The sequence below is a fragment of the Blautia sp. AF26-2 genome (assembly GCF_003460955.1).
In the GTDB taxonomy this organism is placed as follows: Bacteria; Bacillota; Clostridia; order Lachnospirales; family Lachnospiraceae; genus Fusicatenibacter; species Fusicatenibacter saccharivorans.
Genome location: NZ_QTWD01000011.1, coordinates 108,891 through 129,327, shown reverse-complemented (window position 1 = coordinate 129,327; position 20,437 = coordinate 108,891). Strand labels below are relative to the sequence as shown.

At 38.6% G+C, this 20,437-nt stretch carries 13 protein-coding genes and 2 pseudogenes; 2 read left to right on the top strand and 13 right to left on the bottom strand.

Annotation, left to right across the window (positions count from 1 at the left end):
• The first annotated feature begins 351 nt into the window (after nucleotides 1–351).
• Nucleotides 352–2,594: pseudogene (locus DWY63_RS14440) on the top strand (tetratricopeptide repeat protein).
• Between the two features lie 111 nt (nucleotides 2,595–2,705).
• Here DWY63_RS14440 and DWY63_RS14435 read toward each other — a convergent pair.
• The 9 genes from DWY63_RS14435 to DWY63_RS14395 form a co-directional block, all read right to left on the bottom strand.
• Complete coding sequence (locus tag DWY63_RS14435; RefSeq protein WP_117802494.1) at nucleotides 2,706–3,896, bottom strand: ABC transporter permease; 1,191 nt, start codon at nucleotides 3,894–3,896, stop codon at nucleotides 2,706–2,708.
• On the bottom strand, nucleotides 3,889–4,773 hold the full coding sequence (locus tag DWY63_RS14430) for an ABC transporter ATP-binding protein (protein ID WP_005338319.1): 885 nt from the start codon (nucleotides 4,771–4,773) through the stop codon (nucleotides 3,889–3,891). The genes DWY63_RS14435 and DWY63_RS14430 overlap by 8 nt, the downstream gene beginning before the upstream one ends.
• Nucleotides 4,757–5,536 (bottom strand): hypothetical protein, encoded by a 780-nt coding sequence (locus tag DWY63_RS14425; RefSeq protein WP_117802493.1) that lies wholly within the window; start codon nucleotides 5,534–5,536, stop codon nucleotides 4,757–4,759. Before DWY63_RS14425 ends, DWY63_RS14430 begins: the two co-directional genes overlap by 17 nt.
• Nucleotides 5,523–6,062 carry an RNA polymerase sigma factor gene (locus tag DWY63_RS14420; RefSeq protein ID WP_005335535.1) on the bottom strand — a complete coding sequence of 180 codons (540 nt, stop codon included), beginning with the start codon at nucleotides 6,060–6,062 and terminating at the stop codon, nucleotides 5,523–5,525. Before DWY63_RS14420 ends, DWY63_RS14425 begins: the two co-directional genes overlap by 14 nt.
• Before the next feature lie 142 nt (nucleotides 6,063–6,204).
• Nucleotides 6,205–8,754: an ABC transporter permease gene (locus DWY63_RS14415; protein ID WP_117802492.1), complete on the bottom strand. Its 2,550-nt coding sequence runs from the start codon at nucleotides 8,752–8,754 to the stop codon at nucleotides 6,205–6,207.
• 14 nt (nucleotides 8,755–8,768) lie between these two features.
• Complete coding sequence (locus tag DWY63_RS14410; protein ID WP_055265588.1) at nucleotides 8,769–9,449, bottom strand: ABC transporter ATP-binding protein; 681 nt, start codon at nucleotides 9,447–9,449, stop codon at nucleotides 8,769–8,771.
• Nucleotides 9,450–9,557: 108 nt separating this feature from the next.
• Nucleotides 9,558–10,466: a sensor histidine kinase gene (locus tag DWY63_RS14405; RefSeq protein WP_055265586.1), complete on the bottom strand. Its 909-nt coding sequence runs from the start codon at nucleotides 10,464–10,466 to the stop codon at nucleotides 9,558–9,560.
• The gene (locus DWY63_RS14400) at nucleotides 10,463–11,146 is read right to left on the bottom strand and encodes a response regulator transcription factor (RefSeq protein ID WP_055265584.1); all 684 of its coding nucleotides are present in this window, start codon (nucleotides 11,144–11,146) and stop codon (nucleotides 10,463–10,465) included. The genes DWY63_RS14405 and DWY63_RS14400 overlap by 4 nt, the downstream gene beginning before the upstream one ends.
• 239 nt (nucleotides 11,147–11,385) lie before the next feature.
• Nucleotides 11,386–12,147, bottom strand: coding sequence for a helix-turn-helix domain-containing protein (locus DWY63_RS14395; protein WP_055265582.1), 762 nt, complete (start codon nucleotides 12,145–12,147; stop codon nucleotides 11,386–11,388).
• A 283-nt stretch (nucleotides 12,148–12,430) separates the two neighbouring features.
• On the opposite strand from DWY63_RS14395, the pseudogene DWY63_RS18940 reads away from it, so the two are divergent.
• Nucleotides 12,431–12,936: pseudogene (locus DWY63_RS18940) on the top strand (AAA family ATPase); the annotation flags it as partial.
• Between the two features lie 384 nt (nucleotides 12,937–13,320).
• Here the strand turns inward: DWY63_RS18940 and DWY63_RS14385 are convergent.
• From DWY63_RS14385 to DWY63_RS14365, 4 genes are all read right to left on the bottom strand, one after another.
• Nucleotides 13,321–14,340, bottom strand: a complete 1,020-nt coding sequence (locus tag DWY63_RS14385) for a virulence RhuM family protein (protein WP_055265578.1) — start codon at nucleotides 14,338–14,340, stop codon at nucleotides 13,321–13,323.
• A gap of 53 nt (nucleotides 14,341–14,393) precedes the next feature.
• The gene (locus DWY63_RS14380; protein WP_117802491.1) at nucleotides 14,394–17,819 is read right to left on the bottom strand and encodes an AAA domain-containing protein; all 3,426 of its coding nucleotides are present in this window, start codon (nucleotides 17,817–17,819) and stop codon (nucleotides 14,394–14,396) included.
• A gap of 316 nt (nucleotides 17,820–18,135) precedes the next feature.
• Nucleotides 18,136–19,548 carry a 23S rRNA (uracil(1939)-C(5))-methyltransferase RlmD gene (rlmD, locus tag DWY63_RS14370; protein ID WP_117802489.1) on the bottom strand — a complete coding sequence of 471 codons (1,413 nt, stop codon included), beginning with the start codon at nucleotides 19,546–19,548 and terminating at the stop codon, nucleotides 18,136–18,138.
• A gap of 19 nt (nucleotides 19,549–19,567) precedes the next feature.
• Nucleotides 19,568–20,398, bottom strand: a complete 831-nt coding sequence (locus DWY63_RS14365; RefSeq protein WP_117509937.1) for a deoxyribonuclease IV — start codon at nucleotides 20,396–20,398, stop codon at nucleotides 19,568–19,570.
• Between the last annotated feature and the right edge of the window lie 39 nt (nucleotides 20,399–20,437).

The window sequence follows — 20,437 nt, the reverse complement described above, 5'->3', positions numbered from 1 at the left end:
TGTTTTTCTTCCTCCAACTCCCGGAGGACTTCATCGCCGTACTTATCAAGCATCCGTACCAGAAAATCAATGCACCGCTCAAATTCAATATTCTGTTGCATAAGCTCCTCCCGTCATTGTTTTGATCTGAGCTTATTTTACAGAACCTGCCGGAAAACCACATTGAATAGAAATTGATTGTAAATTGACACAATCAATTTAAAAATATCCGCATTTTCTTGAATCGAATATATGTTCGTGTTATGATAGATATACTTAATCTTAACTACGAAAGGGGAATTTCTATTGAATCGATGCGATTTTTCTTCTATTAGCACTTGCTTAAAAAATCATATCAGCGAAAGTAATCAAATGAGTCAGCCTGATTTTTTATACGAATTATTTGAAGATTTTATGGATGATCCGGCAAATCAGGATTTTTCTATGGATAATGGTCTGGTTTGTCGTTGGCTGACCGGTCAAGCAAAGATCAGTCCCAAAATATCTGCCTACTATTCCAAACCCAGTAATCAGAAAAAACTGGCAGAAACCATTCACCAGAATCTGCTTCCATTGATGTCTGACTGCAATATGGCTATGCAGGATATATACACATTATTTATACAAGATGACACCATCTCCGATGCCAAAAAGAAAAATCTGGCTTCTCTGTACAAACCAGCCAGCTCACGTCTGCTTTTTCTTGCAAAGCTGATTTCTTTTGGCATGGAGCGACAATTTATCAAACGTGATACTAAAAATCAAAAATTAATTGCCGGAGGTGCCCTGTCACCCATTGTGCTGGATTATATTATGGACAGTGAGGTTCCGAAACCATGCCGTCATTTTATCGGAAGAGATAAAGAACTGGAAGAATTATATACCATGCTTGAGGAAACCGGCATGTTTTTCTTTGCGGAATTGGCGGTATTGGTAAAAGCGAACTTGCCAAAGCCTACGCAAAACATTACAAAAAGCATTACACTAACATTCTATATGTAGAATATACAGGTGATCTTCATCAGGATATTACTGACATGGATTTTATTGACGATCTTCCGGAAAGCACTGAACAGGAACGGTTTCAAAGACATAACCGTTTTCTGCGTTTCCTGAAATCCGATACTCTGCTTATCATAGATAATTTTAATGTCACTGCCACACAGGACAGCTTTCTGTCAGTAGTATTAAAATATCGCTGCCAGATTCTGTTTACAACCAGAAGCAAACTGGATGAATACTGTACTCTACCATTAAAAGAAATAGAGGATATGAACGCTCTCTTCCAGCTGACATCGGTATTCTATTCAGAGGCAGACACGTACCGGGCAACAGTTGAAAAGATCATCGAAACTGTTCACTCTCATACTTTTGCCGTGGAACTGGCAGCAAAACTTCTGGAAAATGGAATCTCAACTCCAGACCAGTTATTAACAAGACTTCAGGTGGAAAAAGCATCTTTCCATAACGAAGATAAAATTAAAATAATCAAAGATGGACAAAGCAGCAAAGCCACCTATTACAGTCATATCCATACGCTGTTTTCTTTATACACTTTATCTCTTGAACAGCAGGATATCATGTGTAATATGTGCTTTCTTCCTTCCACCGGTATTTCTGCCCGTATGTTTGCCAAATGGCTGGAACTGCCCACACTAAATGAGATCAACGATTTAATTGAGACTGGTTTCGTTCAGACAACAACACGTCGCACTATCTCTCTGCATCCGATGATTCAGGAAATCACCCTTTCAGAGACAAAACCATCTGTAACTCGCTGCCACATATTACTGGATTCTTTACAGAAAATATGTTTAATGCATGGAATGGAAGTAGATTATTACAAAAAGCTATTTCAAACAATCGGAAATATCATAGAATTGATTGAAAAGGATGATATGCCAAAGTATCTGCTTTTTCTGGAAAATGCATTTCCATACATGGATAACTATAACTACCACAAAGGTATGAATGGAATCATTCAGGAACTGACGGGGCTGTTAAAGACAAAAAACATTGGAACCGACTCTGACCGGGCATTATTACTAGATTTTCAGGCAACTCTTGAAACCAAACCTGAAAAAGCAATAAAACTGGAAAAGGATGCACTTGCCCAGATAGAAACTATCACTGCTGACAATGCTCGCCTTGTTTCCAACCTTCATGCCAATCTCGGTGGACTTTACCGCATGAACGCTTATCCCGATCTTGCAAGAGAACACATGGAAAAAAGTATCTCACTGCTTGACCAATTTAACCTGCTTCATATAAATGACAGCATACCTCAGATTGCCAATTATGCAATGTTCCTGACAGAACAGCAGGAACCCGAAAGAGGAATCTCCGAATTGCAAAAATTATCCGGCATCATCAAGGAATACCATTCCGATGACTGTCTGGATTATGCCAAAGTACAGGAAACCCTTGGAACCATTTATCTGATGACTGCCAATCTTCCGCAAGCCAAAACACATTTTAAAAGAGCTTTCAAAATATATGAAAAGATCTGGGCTGATGAACCAGAAATGATTGAAGCAAAATATCAGGAAATTCAGGAGTTATATCCACAGATTGGATTTTGCATTGGAAAAACTCTATCCGGTCTTTTAACATAATACGTGCAATTTAAGGCGGGCAACTTGCCCGCCTTAAGTCTTTAAATTATGCTTTGATTTTTCCAGAAAATATTTTACTTACTTTGTTTTTCATGAGTATGAATACAATTTTTACTTATTTCCGTATCTGCGAAAACTCTTATAAATAAAAGGCAGTAAGGCTATTGCCATCACTGTATACATTACCATTACAAGCGGAATTTGTCGAAATACACAATTCCCAATCTGATAAATAAGTGGGACTTTTACACTTGCCTGTACATTTGTCAAAATTGTTGGTATCAAATTGAAAAGCGTTGTATACCCAGAAAGTGCCCGTCCTATAAATGGCAATAAGCAATATAAAAAGAACGGAATACAAACAGCGACACTAATTGTATGCATTTTAGCCGCTACTAACATAGACACTACAGCCGCCAGCATACTGGCTATAAATCCACATACAACTGTCAACAAATAGTATTGTCCATATGACATAATGTAAATACTATATGCCTGATACATTTGATAGGGTGTATTCATACCACTGGTTCCCATAATTTCAAAACAAATCACACTAAGTAATATAATTCCCATACAATAAATCATAACCGTCGTAGCTATTCCTGCCAGTATTTTTGTTTTAACAGCTTTTGTACGTCCATACTTTGTAGAGAAAAATACTGCATCTGCTTTTGTCTGAAAATCATCTGCAAATATTCCAGCACAAATAAAACCAACTATGATTGCCAGAATAATAGAATACGTTTCTACATACATAATCATAGTATCCCATGAACTATAAGATTCGTATTCTACTGGTAATTTTATTTCATTATATTTCTTTTCCAAGTATTTTTTCTGTACAGAAGTCTTTCCATATTCTTCTGCCATCTTTTCCATATTTTTATGATAAGTGTCATAGAACTCTTGTATATTTTCTTCTGTCATTTGATTCAGAACACTTTCATCATATTCTGCATCCGGTGTTAATACCGATATTATAAAACTCCTAATATCATCTATCGGTTGTAATGTCGTTCCATAAATAGCATTTTCTTCTGAGGATTGTGTCATCACATTTTTATTTTGTTCTATAACTTTTCCAAGTTCATCTTCTGTCAATGTACCTTTCCATGCTCGTCTGTTATCTGTAAGTTTTCTTGTTGCCATAATTCCAGTACTAGCATTTCCATTCTCATCCACATAGCGATTACTTGTAACTGCAAATCCGCTAAAAATGACAGCAAGTATCAATGCCAATCCGATTGCAAATACATTAATTTTCTTTGAAAAAATTCGTTTTAATTCTAATTTAAGCATCTTGTTTCTCCTCCGATTTTTCTCCAAAATAAAATAGAAATGCATCTTCCAGATTTTTTTCTACAGCCACAGCATCTTCTGTTGGCTTTTCTATTGAAATAATTCTAAGCTCTGCTCCGGTTTTTGTTGTTTTTATATTTCCAACCAAATATTCATTCATATATTTGTCTATCATACTTCTCGAAACATTACATTGCCATACCTTTTCTTTCATAGAAGATACTAAATCTTCCGCAGTACCTGCATAAAAAAGTTCTCCATCTTTCATTAACATAATGTTATTCGCAATGTACTCAATATCCGATACAATATGTGTAGACAAGAGCACCAAACGTTCTTCCGACAATTCACTAATTAAATTACGAAAACGTATTCTTTCATTCGGGTCTAATCCAGCGGTAGGTTCGTCCAGGACAAGAATTTGCGGATCGTTTAACATCGCCTGTGCTATTCCTACACGTCTAACCATTCCTCCAGACAAATTCTTCATTTTTCTTTTACTGAATTTTTCCATTCCTACTTGATTTAATAATTGCTTCACTTTTTTTCTGGCAAACGGCATTTTTAACCCTTTTATAGAAGAAATGTACATCATATAATCATATACGGTCAAATCTGGATAATATCCAAAATCCTGTGGTAAATATCCCAGAACTTCTCGGTATTCACCTCCTAGTTTCCATATATCTTTACCATTCCATAATATTTGTCCTTCTGATGGTTGAACAATCGTACAAAGCATACGCATTAATGTGGTCTTTCCTGCTCCATTTACTCCAAGCAGTCCATAAATTCCTTTTTCCATAACACAATTCACTTTATTGACAGCATTTACTTCTCCGTATTGTTTTGTTACATTTTTAAATTCTAACTTCATACGTGTAATCCTCCAAAATTTTTTCATCAAATACCAATGACTTCTGAACACAAAAAATAAAATATACAAAAGTCAATATCAGCATAGCCACCCATACCGGAGTTACAATTTTCTGATAAATAACATCATTTGCAACAATCATCATCCATAAACCAACCCATACCAGACAGGAAAGCACTGCTATATATTCTGATTTTTCCCATCTGCTGTACAATACACGAAAACATATACAACATGAAACATTTACTGGAAGCAAAAAATTAACCACTAAATCACTTAACGAGAGTATTGTTGTTTGATATGTAATTGCCAAAAACACCATAACGATCACCAGATCCACTACTCCAAACATTAACATTCTTGCTGTACAAATCTGACGCAGTGTGTAATAAGACGCCTGCTCAATCTCAATCGCACCATTTCTTCTGTTTTTCCAAATTTCCGGGATAATCAGAACCACAAATATTGTGGCAGATATTCCCATAATCCTCATCATATCTTTTATGTCTGACGTATAATTACTCAACCATATCCATAGACACATAAGAACACAACCTTGTAAAATCCACCATCTTTTTTTTATGAATTTTGTCTGCTCATACAAAAATTCAAAATAAGATGTTCTATGCGATTGTTTCGATAAAATTGACTCTGACAAAATATTCTGACATGCTTTTACTGTTCTGTTTTCTGCTTCAATCCTTACATATTTTTTTTCAATCTCCTCTTTATATTCCTTTATTTGCTGCTTATATTTCATCATAGTTTTTCACCTCCAGCTCTTTCATTAAAAGTTCTTTTGCTCTTCCAATTCGATATTTTACAAGTGATAGTTTTATGTGAAGTAATTCTGCAATTTCTCTTTGCTTCAATTCTTGAAAAAAATATAAAACTGCCGTTTCTCTAATTTCTTCCGGTAACTTTCTCACTGCCTGTTCAATAGTTAATCGGACTCCTAGCTCTTCTACATGATTTTTACTACAGTCCTCTGATTTTAGCAGTTCCTCTGATGGAATATCTTTTTTCTTTTTGTAATAATTTTTAACGGTATTTCCGGCAATTGTATAAAGATAATTCTTAACTTTTCCATATTCTTTATATCTATATAAATTGGAAAAGAAACGTGTAAACACTTCTTGTGTCAAATCCTCTGCCTCATATGGATCATTGATATGTAGCAAACAATATTGATATATACTTGAGTAATATTTTTTGACCAGTTTTTCACACGCATCTTCATCTCCTGCTCTTGCTAGATGTACTAACAAAGAATCAGTTTTGTATTCCATTCGCAAATTTGCCTCCCTCTGTTTTCTAAATAATATAACAATCCTACTATAAAAAAAGTTAGGATTCTTTTGTTTTTATTTATATTTTTCTAAAAAGGCGCATGGATTCATCAAATCCATACGCCTAATTTACATATTGTTATTATTCTTTCCGAATCCTTTCAACAATGCTTTCCCGACTCATCTTTTCAAACTGATACTTTGGTATCACATACGCAATCCCAACCAAAATTGGAATCATAAGCACACATGGCACGATTGTAAGATGCAGCCGGAAGAAAAATGCCGTACCGAGCGTATTTACTAAAATCTGCTTTGCTCCAAATACAATTAGCAATACTGCAATCACAAATGCGCCTCCCAAATATAGGAATCCCTCAGTCACTAGCATTTTCGATACCTGTTTTTTCGTCATTCCCACAACTTCCAAAAGTGCCAGTTCTTTTTTTCTGCTGATTACAGAGGTTGCTGTTGTATTAAAGAAATTCATAATGCCAATAAAAGCTAAAATAACAACAAGAAAACTACCGATCATATAATATTTACTGACATACCGCTGAAAGCTCTCTTTCATGTCCAATACAGAAAACACGTTGATCATATCATTTTCTTTCAAAATATTTTTATCAATGTATTCTTTTATCTGCTTGTCCTCGCCCTTCTTTGCATCAATGGCAGCATACATGGCTGATTCATTTCCTGTCTGGGTGATATACTCCTCTTCGGGAACCAATACCGTGATATAGATACAGTCCGCATACGGATAATCCAATGCATATGGCATCAGTGCTTCTCCGATGACTTCGTAATCTTTTTGGTTTCCATTTTTGTAATCCATCTGAAAAATACCCCCAGTCTGATAATAAGAAACCGGACGCTCTGCATATTTATTACCATAATCTACAAGCACATAATTTCCGCTTTTAAATGTATCCCAAGAGCATTTTTCCCCTCTCCATTCTAATTTGTCAAACACCGACTCGCTGATTCCGAGAAAATGAACACTTACTGTATTGGAAGCCTTTGCCTCTTCCCAAACCTGTTTTTCATAATCGTTCCAGTTTTTTTCATATTTATCTGCGAATGCTTCCCATGTTTTCAGAAGTTCCGGCTCCATCTTGTGGGTTTCCTCAGAATAATACACATATCCTGTCTTAGCACTATCAGGACATTCGTCCAGAATCTCTTTGATTTCAGGTGTAATACCGTTGAAATTCGTATTTAACAAACTTCCCGTCATCTGATCCAGTTGAAAATCGGAAGCTAAAAGCACTTTTCGGTAAGAATCAAAATCATATCCCTGCACCAGCATCACGATACAGTTGACAACCACCATAGAAAGAGCGATAGAAAGCATAACAATCAATCCCTTTTTCCAATTTCGTAACACATTTTGAACTGCCATTCCCCACCAGGTTACAGAAGTATTCTTTTTTATTTTCCTATGTGACTGCTCTCCCTCTGCCAAACGCAGAGCTTCCACAGGAGATACCCTTTCCACCATTTTACAAGCCTGCAGACTAGAGAGATACACCGTTAAAAGTGTCAAAAGCGCTGCTGCAAGAAAAATCAAAGGATTTGCTGATACTACTGTCTGAGCAGTCTGTCCTGCCTGTGCACTAATTTCAGCATCTGCTGTCAAGGACGGAGCCATACAAAGACCTGCAAGATAACCACAAAGCAATCCGATTGGAATACCAATAGCTGATAATCTCCACGCCTGCATACGTACAATTTTTTTCAACTGCTTTCCCGTTGTTCCCACGTTCTTTAACAATCCGTAAGCCCGGATATCAGTTTTCACAGAAATGTTAAAGATATTATAAATAATCAGGTATCCAGCTAATATAACAAATAGAATCATTATAATTAAGGAAGAAAATGAAAATGAATCCTCTTCAAAGAGATTATATGCCGGATTGACTTCCATTCCTGTCCCAGCTCTCGTAAATCCCGCTGCTTTAGATATCTTTTCCGTTTTCTTTTCCAGATTCCAAAGGTTCTTGTACCAGAGAAAATACTCTTTTCCTCCATTGTAGATACCATTTTCTAATTCTTCCTGCGTAACGGGATAACGATTCTCCTTTGCATAGGCTTCGGATACCCAGACCATCTGACCTAAAACAGCTTTGTCTCCTTGCCAGAATCCACATATCTTAAACGTATCTGTCTTATATTGTTTCAGCATGGGATTTACTTCCCAGGTCAGCGTTACTTCTTCCCCAATCTTTGGTGTAACTCCCAGAGATTCCAATACCATGCTGCTAAGTGCTACTTCATTTTCTTTCTCCGGCAGTCTTCCTGTGGTTGGCAGACAATTAAAACTTTCTGCCGTATTTTCATCTGCATATCGGACCTCTACGGAAAAACCAAACCTTTCGTCCATTCCAGCTCCCAGAAAAATACCGGAACCATATCGCTTAACATCTTCACTCTGTTCGATTGTTTGCTGCAATCGCTTTGCATCTTCTTCTGACAGATTCTGTGCACTGGCATGGGCAGAATCCATAAACTGCTTAATTTCCGTTGCTCTTTTGGAAAGAATCATAGATACACTTCCCACAAAGAGACTTGTGAATAAAAGGGAAGTCAGAATGATTGCAATAACGGCAATAACATTCCTGGCGCGATTCATTTTCATAAAACGACTCGTTAATAATCGTAACGTCTCTTTATTCTCTACTTTTACCATAAAATCGCCCCCTGCTATACCACACCACTGTCTGAAACAATTTTTCCGTCTTCTATCTGTAAAATCCGGTCTGCCATCTGGGCAATCTCTTCATTATGGGTAATCATAACGATGGTTTGGTGAAAACGCTTACTGGTTACTTTCAGAAGCCCTAATACATCCTGACTTGTCTTCGAATCCAAATTTCCAGTCGGTTCGTCAGCGAGCAAAATGGCAGGTTTTGCAGCTAAAGCCCTCGCAATTGCCACTCTCTGCTGCTGTCCGCCGGATAGAGCACTTGGCAGATTTTCCAATTTTGTTCGAATACCAAGTGTATCAATGATTTCATCTACATATTTCTTTTCAATCTTTTTTCCATCCAGCTTCACGGGAAGAATAATATTCTCCCATACATTCAACATCGGAACCAGATTATACTGTTGAAATACGAAACCAATATTCCTGCGTCGGAAAATGGTAAGCTCTTCATCTGTCATATGGCTTAAGTTCTGTCCATCCACAATTACCTGCCCAGATGTTGGATTATCTAATCCTCCAATGATATGAAGCATCGTAGACTTTCCGCTCCCGGAAGTTCCAACAATCGCTACAAACTCCCCCTTTTCCACTTCTAAATTTACACCATCAAGGGCTTTGACTTCTGTTTCTCCTTGTCCATATATTTTTTGTAAATCTACCGTTTTTAATATATTCATGTCTTCCTCCCTGTCTTATATTTAAAAAAAGCCTGTATTGCTCTTTACAATACAGACTTTATCACAACAATGTCTCTATCCGGTTTCTGAAATATCACAGTTTTGATACTATTCCTTTTTTGATATCGGGAGAAACACAGAAAAGATAGAGCCCTTTCCTCTCTCTGATGTCACTTTTATATACCCTTTTTGTGCCTGAATAATCTCTCTTGCAAGGAATAAGCCAATTCCTACTCCTGGCTGGTCTGCCACTGACAGACTCCGATAAAACCTTCCAAATATCTTTGGTATTTCTTCTTTTTCTATTCCAATGCCATCATCAATAATATCAATCTTTACAAAGAAAGAATTCTGCTCAGCTTTTACCTGAACATTTCCCCCACATGCTGTGTATTTAATCGCATTATCTACAATATTTCCGAGTGCCTCCACAGTCCATTTTGGATCACATAGAACATGCAAATCCGTGTCACATAGGCTCAGAGTAATATTCTTCTCCCTTGCTTTCACGCTAACCTGCTGCTGTATGGATTCAAGCATCTGTGTAATAGTAGTATCCTCCGAATGTACTGCGATAATTCCACTCTCCATCCGTGATAATTTGACCAATGATTGTATCAGGAAATCTAATTTCTCTGTCTGCTCCAAAATGGTATCTATCTCCTCCTGATTTTCATGATTTGTTTCAGAGAGTATTTCACCATAAATTTTCAAATTTGAAATAGGAGTCAACGTCTGATGCGCAATGTCGGAAATAAGTTTCTGTATCACTTCTTTTTGTTCCTGTTGGTTCTTTCTTGCCAGAAAGCTACTGTCTAAATGTTGTTTCATGCTGTTTTCAAGAGCAGAGTACTTTTCTTCTGATATTTCTGTCCGTTCCAGTTCTCCATCTATAGCACAATCCAGCATTTGCTGCAGCCGGTTCAAAAGCTTTTTTTCTTTCTGATAAAAAATGCTATGCCAGAAGATTCCACTTAAAACAAATATTCCTACAATCAATATAATTATTTCTATCATCCATTCACCGCCCAGGTATAACCAATTCCATAAACCGTTTTGATATATTTAGGCTTCTGCGTATCATCTTCTAATTTGTCTCTGAGACGTTTAACTGCAACAGTCAGAGCATGAGCATCCACAAACTCTGTATCTCCTTGCCATACCTCGTCAATCAGGTATTCTCGCTTCACTACTTTTCCTCTGTTTTCGCACAGCACTTTCAAGAGTTTTTGTTCTGTCTTACTCAGTTCAATAAGTTCTCCATTTTTGAAAAATTCCATTTTATCGAAATAGAACTCGAATCCATCAAACTCCATAGAATTCTTAACTACTGCATCTTTATTTCTAAGCTGCACAGACACTCTTGCACGCAAAACCATCAAACTAAACGGTTTCGTAATATAATCATTTGCCCCAGCGTCCAATCCTGTTACGATATCTACTTCCATGTTATTTACTGTAAGCAGGATAATCGGCACCTGACTGTTTTTCCTTATTTCTCTTACAAAATCAATCCCATTCCCATCCGGCAAGTTCACATCTAATAAAACCAATGTGATATCTTCCTTTTTCAAGATTTCTCTAGCCTCCTGCAAAGTCTGGCACTGATAAAAGAAATAGGAATCATTCTTCAATGCGAGACGTATTCCATCATTTAATTTTTTGTCATCTTCAACAATCAGTAAGTTTTCACTCATATTTTCTCTGCTTTCTTTCAAATTACGCTAATTGTATCATTGCCAGTTTTATAAATCAAATTATTAAATCAAAATCTCCGGCAGAAATTATCTTATAAACAGAAAAATACTCCCGAAGGGGCTTTCCACGTTTTAAATGTACACTAATTCTCTTAACACAACCTCTTCTGCATCATTCCATATTTCCCATGAAGAATGTTGTAAATTAGTACTATCCACAACGATAACAGGTAATTTAATTATTCGTATTTTTTCCCGATAATGTAAATCGAAACTACCATACCGCCTAATATCATAATTAGGAAAATTTTATTCAAAATATCCCATAAAGCTATATTGAAACAATTGATTATTATAATACCTGCAAGAGGATATAAAACAACTGTTGCAAGTATCCATATTTTTAAAGTTGTGCAGATATATATCCAATTTCCATTGTTAAAAGATAAACCAACTAGATGTATTCTAAAAATTCCTTGTGAAACATAATTTATCTTGTTGGCATCATAATATGTTGGTAATATGTCTTTTGCAAAGAAACAAAACCATGCACCAAATAAAAGCATTCCCCCGGTAACTAGCAATATATCCCTTTTCATCTCAGCTAACGAACTTCCAGATACAACTAACATAATAATTTCTGTAATAGATATAAAAAAACATAACAAATATGCTAATATCCAGTTTTTTCTATGCTGGTGAATAGAATCCCTAACAGCCATATCGAGAGAGCCTACTACCAATTCCTCGATTTCTTTTTTATCAATATTTTTCTGTGTATCTATTTTTTCTCCACGTAACAATTCTGTAACGGTAACATCTAATATATCAGCTATTGGTATGAGTAATACGACATTGGGCATACTAAGACCACGTTCCCATTTGCTAACTGTTTTATCTGATACATATAATTTTTCAGCCAAATCCTTTTGAGTTAAATTCTTTTCCTTTCTTAATTCGGTTACAAATAAACCGAATTTTTCATTACTAATCTGATACATATATTCACCTCCTGCACACATATTATAATGAGAGTGTACATAAATCAATCGACCAGCAGTAGAATTGCAGAATATTAGCACATAATTCATCAAATAATCTCCCCATCATGAGCTCGACCGTGCTATCCGCTGTGGAAATAATACCGGTGCTTCTGTCTACAATGATAGAGGCATTCTCTTCTTGTAAAATACAAAAATTGTCAAATTTTAATAGTTTCTGCATTTCAGTGCATAAACTTAATTTTTTTCATGAGTTTATGCTTACTCTTTCCATGTTGATTTCAATTGCGATATTTATGTTACTGGTTCGAATGCTTATATGCTCTCCTCTGAATATGCTACCTATTTATCAGGCAGATGCGTAGAAATAAAGATGCTTCCATTGTCCTTCTCTGAATTTTTAACATTCCATGATTTTGAAATAAGAGAAACCAAAAGTGCGTTAGGTGGCACACGCAAGCAAGCATTTGATAAAACCGGCGAACACTATGAACTCCAAGCGCTCACACTGTTCAGGCCTATGTGAATGCGCTACTGGAAGCATACTTCTTCTATGACATCAAGAGATTTGATATTAAAGGAAAGGAATTCTTACGTACTCTTGGAAAGTATTACATCGTTGATATCGGACTTAGAAACTATCTGCTTGGATTCAGGGATCGTGATAGCGGACATGCAATAGAAAATGTTGTTTACTTTGAACTGCTACGTAGAGACTATGATGTCTCTATTGGTAAAGTGGATAATTCCGAAGTGGATTTTATCGCAACAAAAGTAGATGACAAACTTTAAGTTCAGGTCACAGAGTCCATGTATATCAATACACCGGTACCGGTGGCGAGGAAAAAACTATCAAACATCCGCTGTATCGACTGATTCACGATGAACCAAATCCGGAAATGCTAACATCTAATCCACAGCCTAAACCCTACCGCAATTTTCCGGCCATCCACTTTTTCTCCAATCAGACCAAAAAGTAGATATGTTTCCATATAATAAAACCGAGCTTTCCGCAAGGCTTCTCTGATGATACCAACCTTACAAAAAGCTCGGAAATACGCTACTTTTCAGTACTTGATTTTATTTTCTTGACAGCAAACAGACCGTCTCGACATACTCATCATTGTCCAAACTCGTATTTTTACCAACTTCTAAAAATCTCTTTTATGAAAATTAATTCTTACTGTTTTTCTTTACTGTACTGTGAATATTTTTAATGCTTTCCAAATATTCTTCTTCAACCGGCGATAAGTTCTGCACCTGATATTTCCGATATTCTTCTGTTGCTTTTTCAATTGCCTGTGCATGACTAATCGTTCCGGCTCCTTGCAACACTTTTTCACCTGTAGTTTTCAAAACATTATCAAGGTGTTCCACATAATCTTCCATATGCATGGGATTGTGACGCATAGCTTGAATCTCCGCAAAATCAAAATATCCCGATACAATATTATTTAGGATCTTTAACTCTTCATCATTGAGATAATTTTTGGCAATACTGATATCTTTCAATACAGGAAAATCACCAGAAAAACTTTTTAATCCCATAAAAGGCTGACTGGCGTCCGCACGCTCGTATATAACTTCTGCTGCTGTATGTCCATGTGCTGCATAGTGTAATTTATTTTGTACCATTTTAAAAAATGCAATGGATTCACTACTCTTGGGATCATAATCAACACTTGTTGCATAAAGGTCAAGTACCTGTCGGTACATCACTTTTTCAGATGAGCGAATATCCCGAATACGGTCTAATAACTCTTTCCAATAATTACCCCCACCCAGATTTTTTAGCCGTTCATCATCCATTGTAAAGCCTTTTATCATGTACTCTTTTAATCGTTCAGCAGCCCACCGACGGAAATTTGTAGCAATCTTGGATTTCACTCTATATCCAAGAGAAATAATCATATCAAGATTATAATGAATTGTATTATAGTTTTTTCCATCAGCTGCAGTTGTTCGGAATTTCCGAACAACTGACTCTTCATCCAATTCTTCCTCTTCAAAAATATGCTTGATATGCTCGCTGATATTAGATTTACTTGTCTGATACAACTCACATAATTGTGCCTGTGTAAGCCAAACGGTCTCGTCTTCAAATTTAACGTCAATTTTTGTATATCCATCTTCCGTTTGATATATGATGATTTCACTCCCAATAATATTAGGATTGTCTCTTTGATCCTCCATCTTTTACCCCTCCCTTTACCGTTCCATTAAATTCCCGATAACCTCTCTCTTAATTAAACATCTATCTTCACCTCTGTAGCAAATAGTTTCTTATTCCCTTCTCCTGGAATAAAAGATATTTTTTTACCCTTTTGAATCACTTCTATTGCACTCTCTGTCTTAGAATAAATACTTTCGGTAATGGAATATTCTTTTCCATCAGCACCAACTACATAGGCATAAAAACTTTCTGTTCCCTTTCCAACATATTTGACCGTTCCTGTAATGCGTCTAAAATCCGCATCAATAATGAGTGTCCGTGTCTCGTCAACCTGCATGCGCAACTCATTCTTGTGTGCATGATCATCCACAAGATACTGATTTTTATATTCTCTGATAATCCGATCCGTATCTGTTGCAACATCACACCCAAGCCCAAGATACAATTTCCTATCACTAATAATATAAAACTCCTCTTTGGCCCTCGTCGCCGCAACATTCATTATGTTCGCTTCGGTTACTGCCCAGCGTGCCGCTCCGCTGCTCTGCCTGTCGGCACCGAGTACAAAAAATACGATTGGAGCCTCTTTCCCCTGAAACGTATGGACAGTTCCGACATTTGTCGGTTTTCCCTGTTCATCATATCGGGTAAAGTGAATTTTCCGTAATTTCTGAGAAAGCTGATATGCCACATTGGAAAACGGTGTAATTACATAAACCACATCTTTTTCTTTTTTATCTAAGATTTTCGGATTTTTATCTATCATCTCCTTGAGCTTATGCAAAAGGAATTCTCCCTGTTCCTCGACATATTTATTGTTCGCCATTCCACCAACATCAAACCAGTCTGCTTTTCCGTACTTTTCCATTCCCTGCACCATAAATCCGTCATAGGAAATCATGTTCGAAATTGTAAACATCGGATACCGACATCTTCTATGCACCCATAGCGGAATTCCAACCCATGAATCCTCCGCCTTGTCCTGTTTTCGATAAAACCCGTACTGACTTGCCGCATCTGCTAAAATCTGTGCGGATGCAGATGCAGATAAATATTTTTCTGTCACTCCAAAATGCTCCCCCAACATATATAGGGTATTAGAATCCAACGTAAGAACCGGTTTAATCTGCAACGGATCACCGACCACCATTACATGCCTGCTGCGATAGATTGCACCGACAGCCGCCTGTGGCAGCGCCTGTCCTGCTTCATCGATAAAAAGATGCCCCAGTGTCTCAGCTCCAAGATTTTTGCACATACGCGAAAAACTGGCAAACGTAGAACTAATCACCGGAATTGTCATATTAATCCAGTTCCATGCCGCCTCAATCACATGCTTTCGATCCAAATACTTCTCCTGCTGATCCCAGACGATAATGGCCGCCTTTACATTTTTTCTGTTCTCATAAAGAAATTGTTTTCGAACACGTAATGCCATAACAAACAATTTTGACTGTGCGACACGATACGCTTCGTCAAACCACGGGTTTGATATCTGTAAATCTTCATACTCCTGATTCATATTCAGCGGTTCTGTCTTACTGTCGTTTTTTATATTTTCATATTCGCGGACTCTTTTCTCCAAATTTGAAATTTTACCTGTTTCCACCGTCTTCCAACTGTTAAACTCCTGCTTAAGCTTCTCCTGTTTTTCATTACTTTTACTCAGCCTTGTTTGCCGCAAATGAATATTTTCATTAATTTTTTTCTCCTGTTCCCTGCATTCTATATCTTCATCATTTAATTTTACTAACTGATCCGTAATCTCATTTAATCTGCTCCTATATTCCTCTTTCTTTTTCTTTCCCGCAAAGAAGCAAGGACGTTGCTCCTTGTGTACTTGAAGGCACTGGTTCATACTGTCCATATTTTTTCGGACAGCTTCTGCCCTGTTTTGTACCTCTTTCAAACTGAGATGTAACTGTTCCAACTGCTGCCCGCATTCCTGTTTATTTTCTGCAAGCTTCTTAAGTTCTACGCACAATTCATGCTCTTTCTTCTCTAATTTTTCTTGATAGCTGCCACGAACCTGTTCCATCTTTTGAGTATATTCCTGATACATCCGAACGCTATCTGCAAATTCCTGCCTTTTTGTTCGAATCGCTTTTACTTCCTCATAATGACTCAGAAATTGTTTATATATACCTTGATTCGGCAGATAATCTTCTTCCAAATATTTGTGGATATGCTTCATATTCGTGAGGATATTGCTCATATTATTCGCTTTTCCACCTTCAAGTGAAAATACTCCCCAAAACTTTTCTTCTCCCGGAACAGATTCTTTTACCAGTTCCTCTCTTTTCTTCCCGTTCTCATCTTCCAACCACTCTACCGACACCTTCGCATTCGATATCTCACAAAAATAGTCCGCTTCTTTCAGTTCATCGATTAGAAAATTGTCAATCTCCTTACTCAACGGAAGTTCGTTCACAATGTTTTGAACCGCACCATTATTCGAACTTGCAACCACGATATTATTTTCGATAATATGTTCCGGGATCTCTCCAATCGATGCATGATTAAAATAAATTGTTTTCTCTGTTCCTTTGATAAAATGGTCCGAAAGTTTCGCAATACTATACGCCTGCTGTACCACTAACTGCGCAAATATGTCCTTCAAAAGCGTCGTTTTTCCGGTTCCAGGCGGACCGTTGACACTTCTCATCTGATTGTTGTCAAAGCCGATGGATAAGTTTACCGCAACTTGCTGCATCAGAGAAAGCGCATATGTCGTATTGCTTGGAAACCTTCCCAGGGGATAATTCTTCGGCTGCAGAATTTGTTCAAACAGATGCGGATGAAAATTCACTGAATCTTTTTTGCTGTCAAGGTTCATGCGTTCCTTTTTATTTCCATACAAATAAGCATTCAAATTAACCGTTTCGATTTTTTTTGCTTTTTCCAGATCATCGATGAAAAAAGAATGCAGATTCGTCGCTTCAGTCTCGATATTTCCCAGAATCTTCATCCGGCAATTTATTATATCAACCTCATGTTGCAGGAGTTCCTTTTGCATCGCAGCATTAAACTTCGCCGAATCCCCTGCTGTCTCATCGAAATCCTGAGCAAGCTGATTTTTAAAATCTTTCTCAAATTCCCGAAACTCTTTCTCATAGGGAACTTTTTTGAATTTCCGTATGTAAGCACTTTCTGTAAAGAATGTCATATCCTCCAGAAAATTAAGATTCTTATCGAAATACAGCGCGAAACTGAACTTGTCTCCGAAACGAATATCCTCATCCGTCGATTCCAAGCCATACTCTGCATGAAGTATGTCCACAACTTCCTGAAATTTAAAAATATCAAAATAGACAACGACTCCTCCTTTTTGCCGTCGATTCCATTTCTTTTTCTCAATTTTATGCAGAAACAGAGAATAGAAATCCTGTTCCTGCAAATCATTCAGAGTGAGAATAGCCTTATCATTCAAACCGATGTCTCCCTCCGATAAATGTTCCACCATTATCCATGATTCTAAAATCTTATTTTTTTCTATCATTTATGAACAAAACTCCTTCGTATCTGTTTGAACTCTCTATCTATCTTCCGATACGTATTCACGTTTCTTCAAATGTAAAATTATATCCCACTAACCAAAACTAACAAAGGGACTTAAAGAACCAAGTCAAAGAAAAAGGATTCTTCTATTTCTACGATATCGTCATATCATCCGAAAATGTTCCAGTGCCTCCCTTATAGCCGCTTCTTTCCCTGGCGGACACTTCGGCTGTCTAGAGTTTTCCAATTTTGACAGGTTATAATTTACCCTCTCAATAATGCCGCATTTCTGCTTCACCTGTGCGATATACAAGTTGCTAACTTTCAATCCGCTTTGCTTCAGAAACATAATCCTTGACTTCCTCATAGATCGCTTTACTCTCCGCCGCCATCAAATCAAGCTCATCCATCTCTAATTCCACATTGATATGCTTCAACTTATTTGATTTAAGTTTGGAAAGCAACACGATACTTTCCACATGCTCCGACCACGCGAACATATCATACCCCCATGCCTCTTCTGCCTTATATCCGTGTTTTGTCAGATACCGCAGGTCTCTCGCCAATGTCTCCGGATTGCAGGAGACGTAGACCACTTTTTTCGGTGAAAGGGTTACGACAGAGGACAGAAAGGCTTCATCACTGCCGGCTCTTGGCGGGTCCATGAAGACGATGTCGGCTTTTTCGCCTTTTTCGGCCATGGAGACCATGAAGGCGCCGGCGTCGTTCTGGTAGAAGGAGACGTTTTTGATTTGGTTTCGTTTGGCGTTTGTTACGGCATCGCGGACGGCGTCCGGGTTCAGTTCGACGCTGATGACTTCTCTGGCATCGCGGGATGCGATGAGGCCGATGGTTCCGATTCCGCAGTAGGCGTCCAGGACGCGTTCGTTTCCGGTGAGGCCGGCCAGGGAGATGGCTTTTTCGTACAGGTTTTTCGTCTGAACCGGGTTGACCTGGTAGAAGGACTGCGGGGAGATGCGGAAGGTGCAGCCGCAGAGTTCATCCTCGATGTAACCGCGTCCGAAGAGGACAATGTCGCGTTTTCCGAGTACCATGCTGTCGGTGCGGTCGTTGACGTTCAGTACGATCGTGGTGATCTCCGGGTGGAGTTTGCGCAGGGCCTTTACGAAGTTGTTTTTTGACGGGAAGACTGGTGATACGCAGACGAGGACGACCATGATCTCGCCGGAAGCAAAGCCGGTGCGCACCATGACGTGGCGCAGGAGGCCGTAGCCGCTGTCCTCGTTGTAGATCATGATTTTGAAGCTCTTCAGCAGACTGCGGATATCGCGGATGATGGCATCGGCACGCTGATCCTCGAGCAGGCACTCATCGACCGGAACCACTTTGTGTGTGCCCTTTTCATAAATGCCGGATATGATCGTTCCGTCTTTTTTGCGTGCAAAGGCGGAATTGACTTTATTCCGGTAATGATAAGGATTTTCCATGCCAACCATGCCTTTGACCGGGACGATGCCCTTCAGAGTCTTCTTCAGGAACTGCTCTTTTTTCGCGAGCTGCTCTTCGTAGGAGAGGTTCAGATATGTGCATCCGCCGCATTTTTTCTGATAAGGACATTTCGACGATGATGAACTCTTTTTCTGCTTTCCTTTTTCCGGTGCCACGCTCTTTGTTTTCTCTGTACGAACGGCTTTCTTTTTATTTTCCCTGTCGAAATACGTCTTTTTTCTTCCGTCAGCTCTTTTATTCTTCTCTCTCGTGTTTTCCACTTTCTCTTACCTTCTTCCTCTATTTCGCAAACCCGCGCAGCAGCGCGATCTCTTTTGCATATCCGTCCAGCTCATTCGGTGTTTCCAGATAGAACGGCAGTCCCGCCAGCGCCGGATGTGTCACAATCCGCTCAAATGCCGCAAGCCCCAGCGATCCCTCGCCGATCTTCTCATGGCGGTCCTTATGGCTCTCAAACGGATTCTTGCTGTCGTTCAGATGAACCGCTTTCAGCTTCGAAAGTCCTACCACGCGGTCGAACCTCTCAAGCACATCATCGAGGTGATCCACAATATCGTATCCCGCATCGTACACATGGCACGTATCTAGGCAGACACCCATGTGGTCTTTTAATTCCACGCGCTCCAGAATCGCCGCCAGCTCCTCAAACGAGCGGCCGACTTCGGTTCCTTTTCCTGCCATCGTCTCGAGCAGCACCGTGGTCGTCTGCTCCGGTTTTAAAATTTCATTCAGCATCTCCGAAATCAGACGGATTCCCTCTTCCGCCCCCTGTCCGGTATGGCTGCCCGGGTGGAAATTGTAGCAGTTTCCCGGCGTATACTCCATCCGTTTCAGATCATCCGCCATCGTCATCCATGCAAACTCTCTCGTGTGCGCATCCTTCGAGCACGGATTCAGCGTGTACGGCGCATGTGCCAAAATGCGCTCGATTCCATGCTCCTTACTGTAAGAAAGAAACGCTGCGACATCCGCCTCGTCGATGGCTTTCGCCTTGCTTCCTCTCGGGTTTCTTGTAAAAAACTGAAAGGTATTCGCCCCGATGGACACCGCCTCTTTTCCCATGGCAAGATATCCTTTGGACGATGATAAATGACATCCTATTGTCAGCATAACTTTTATTCTCCTTTATTTCCAAACCACAACTCACCG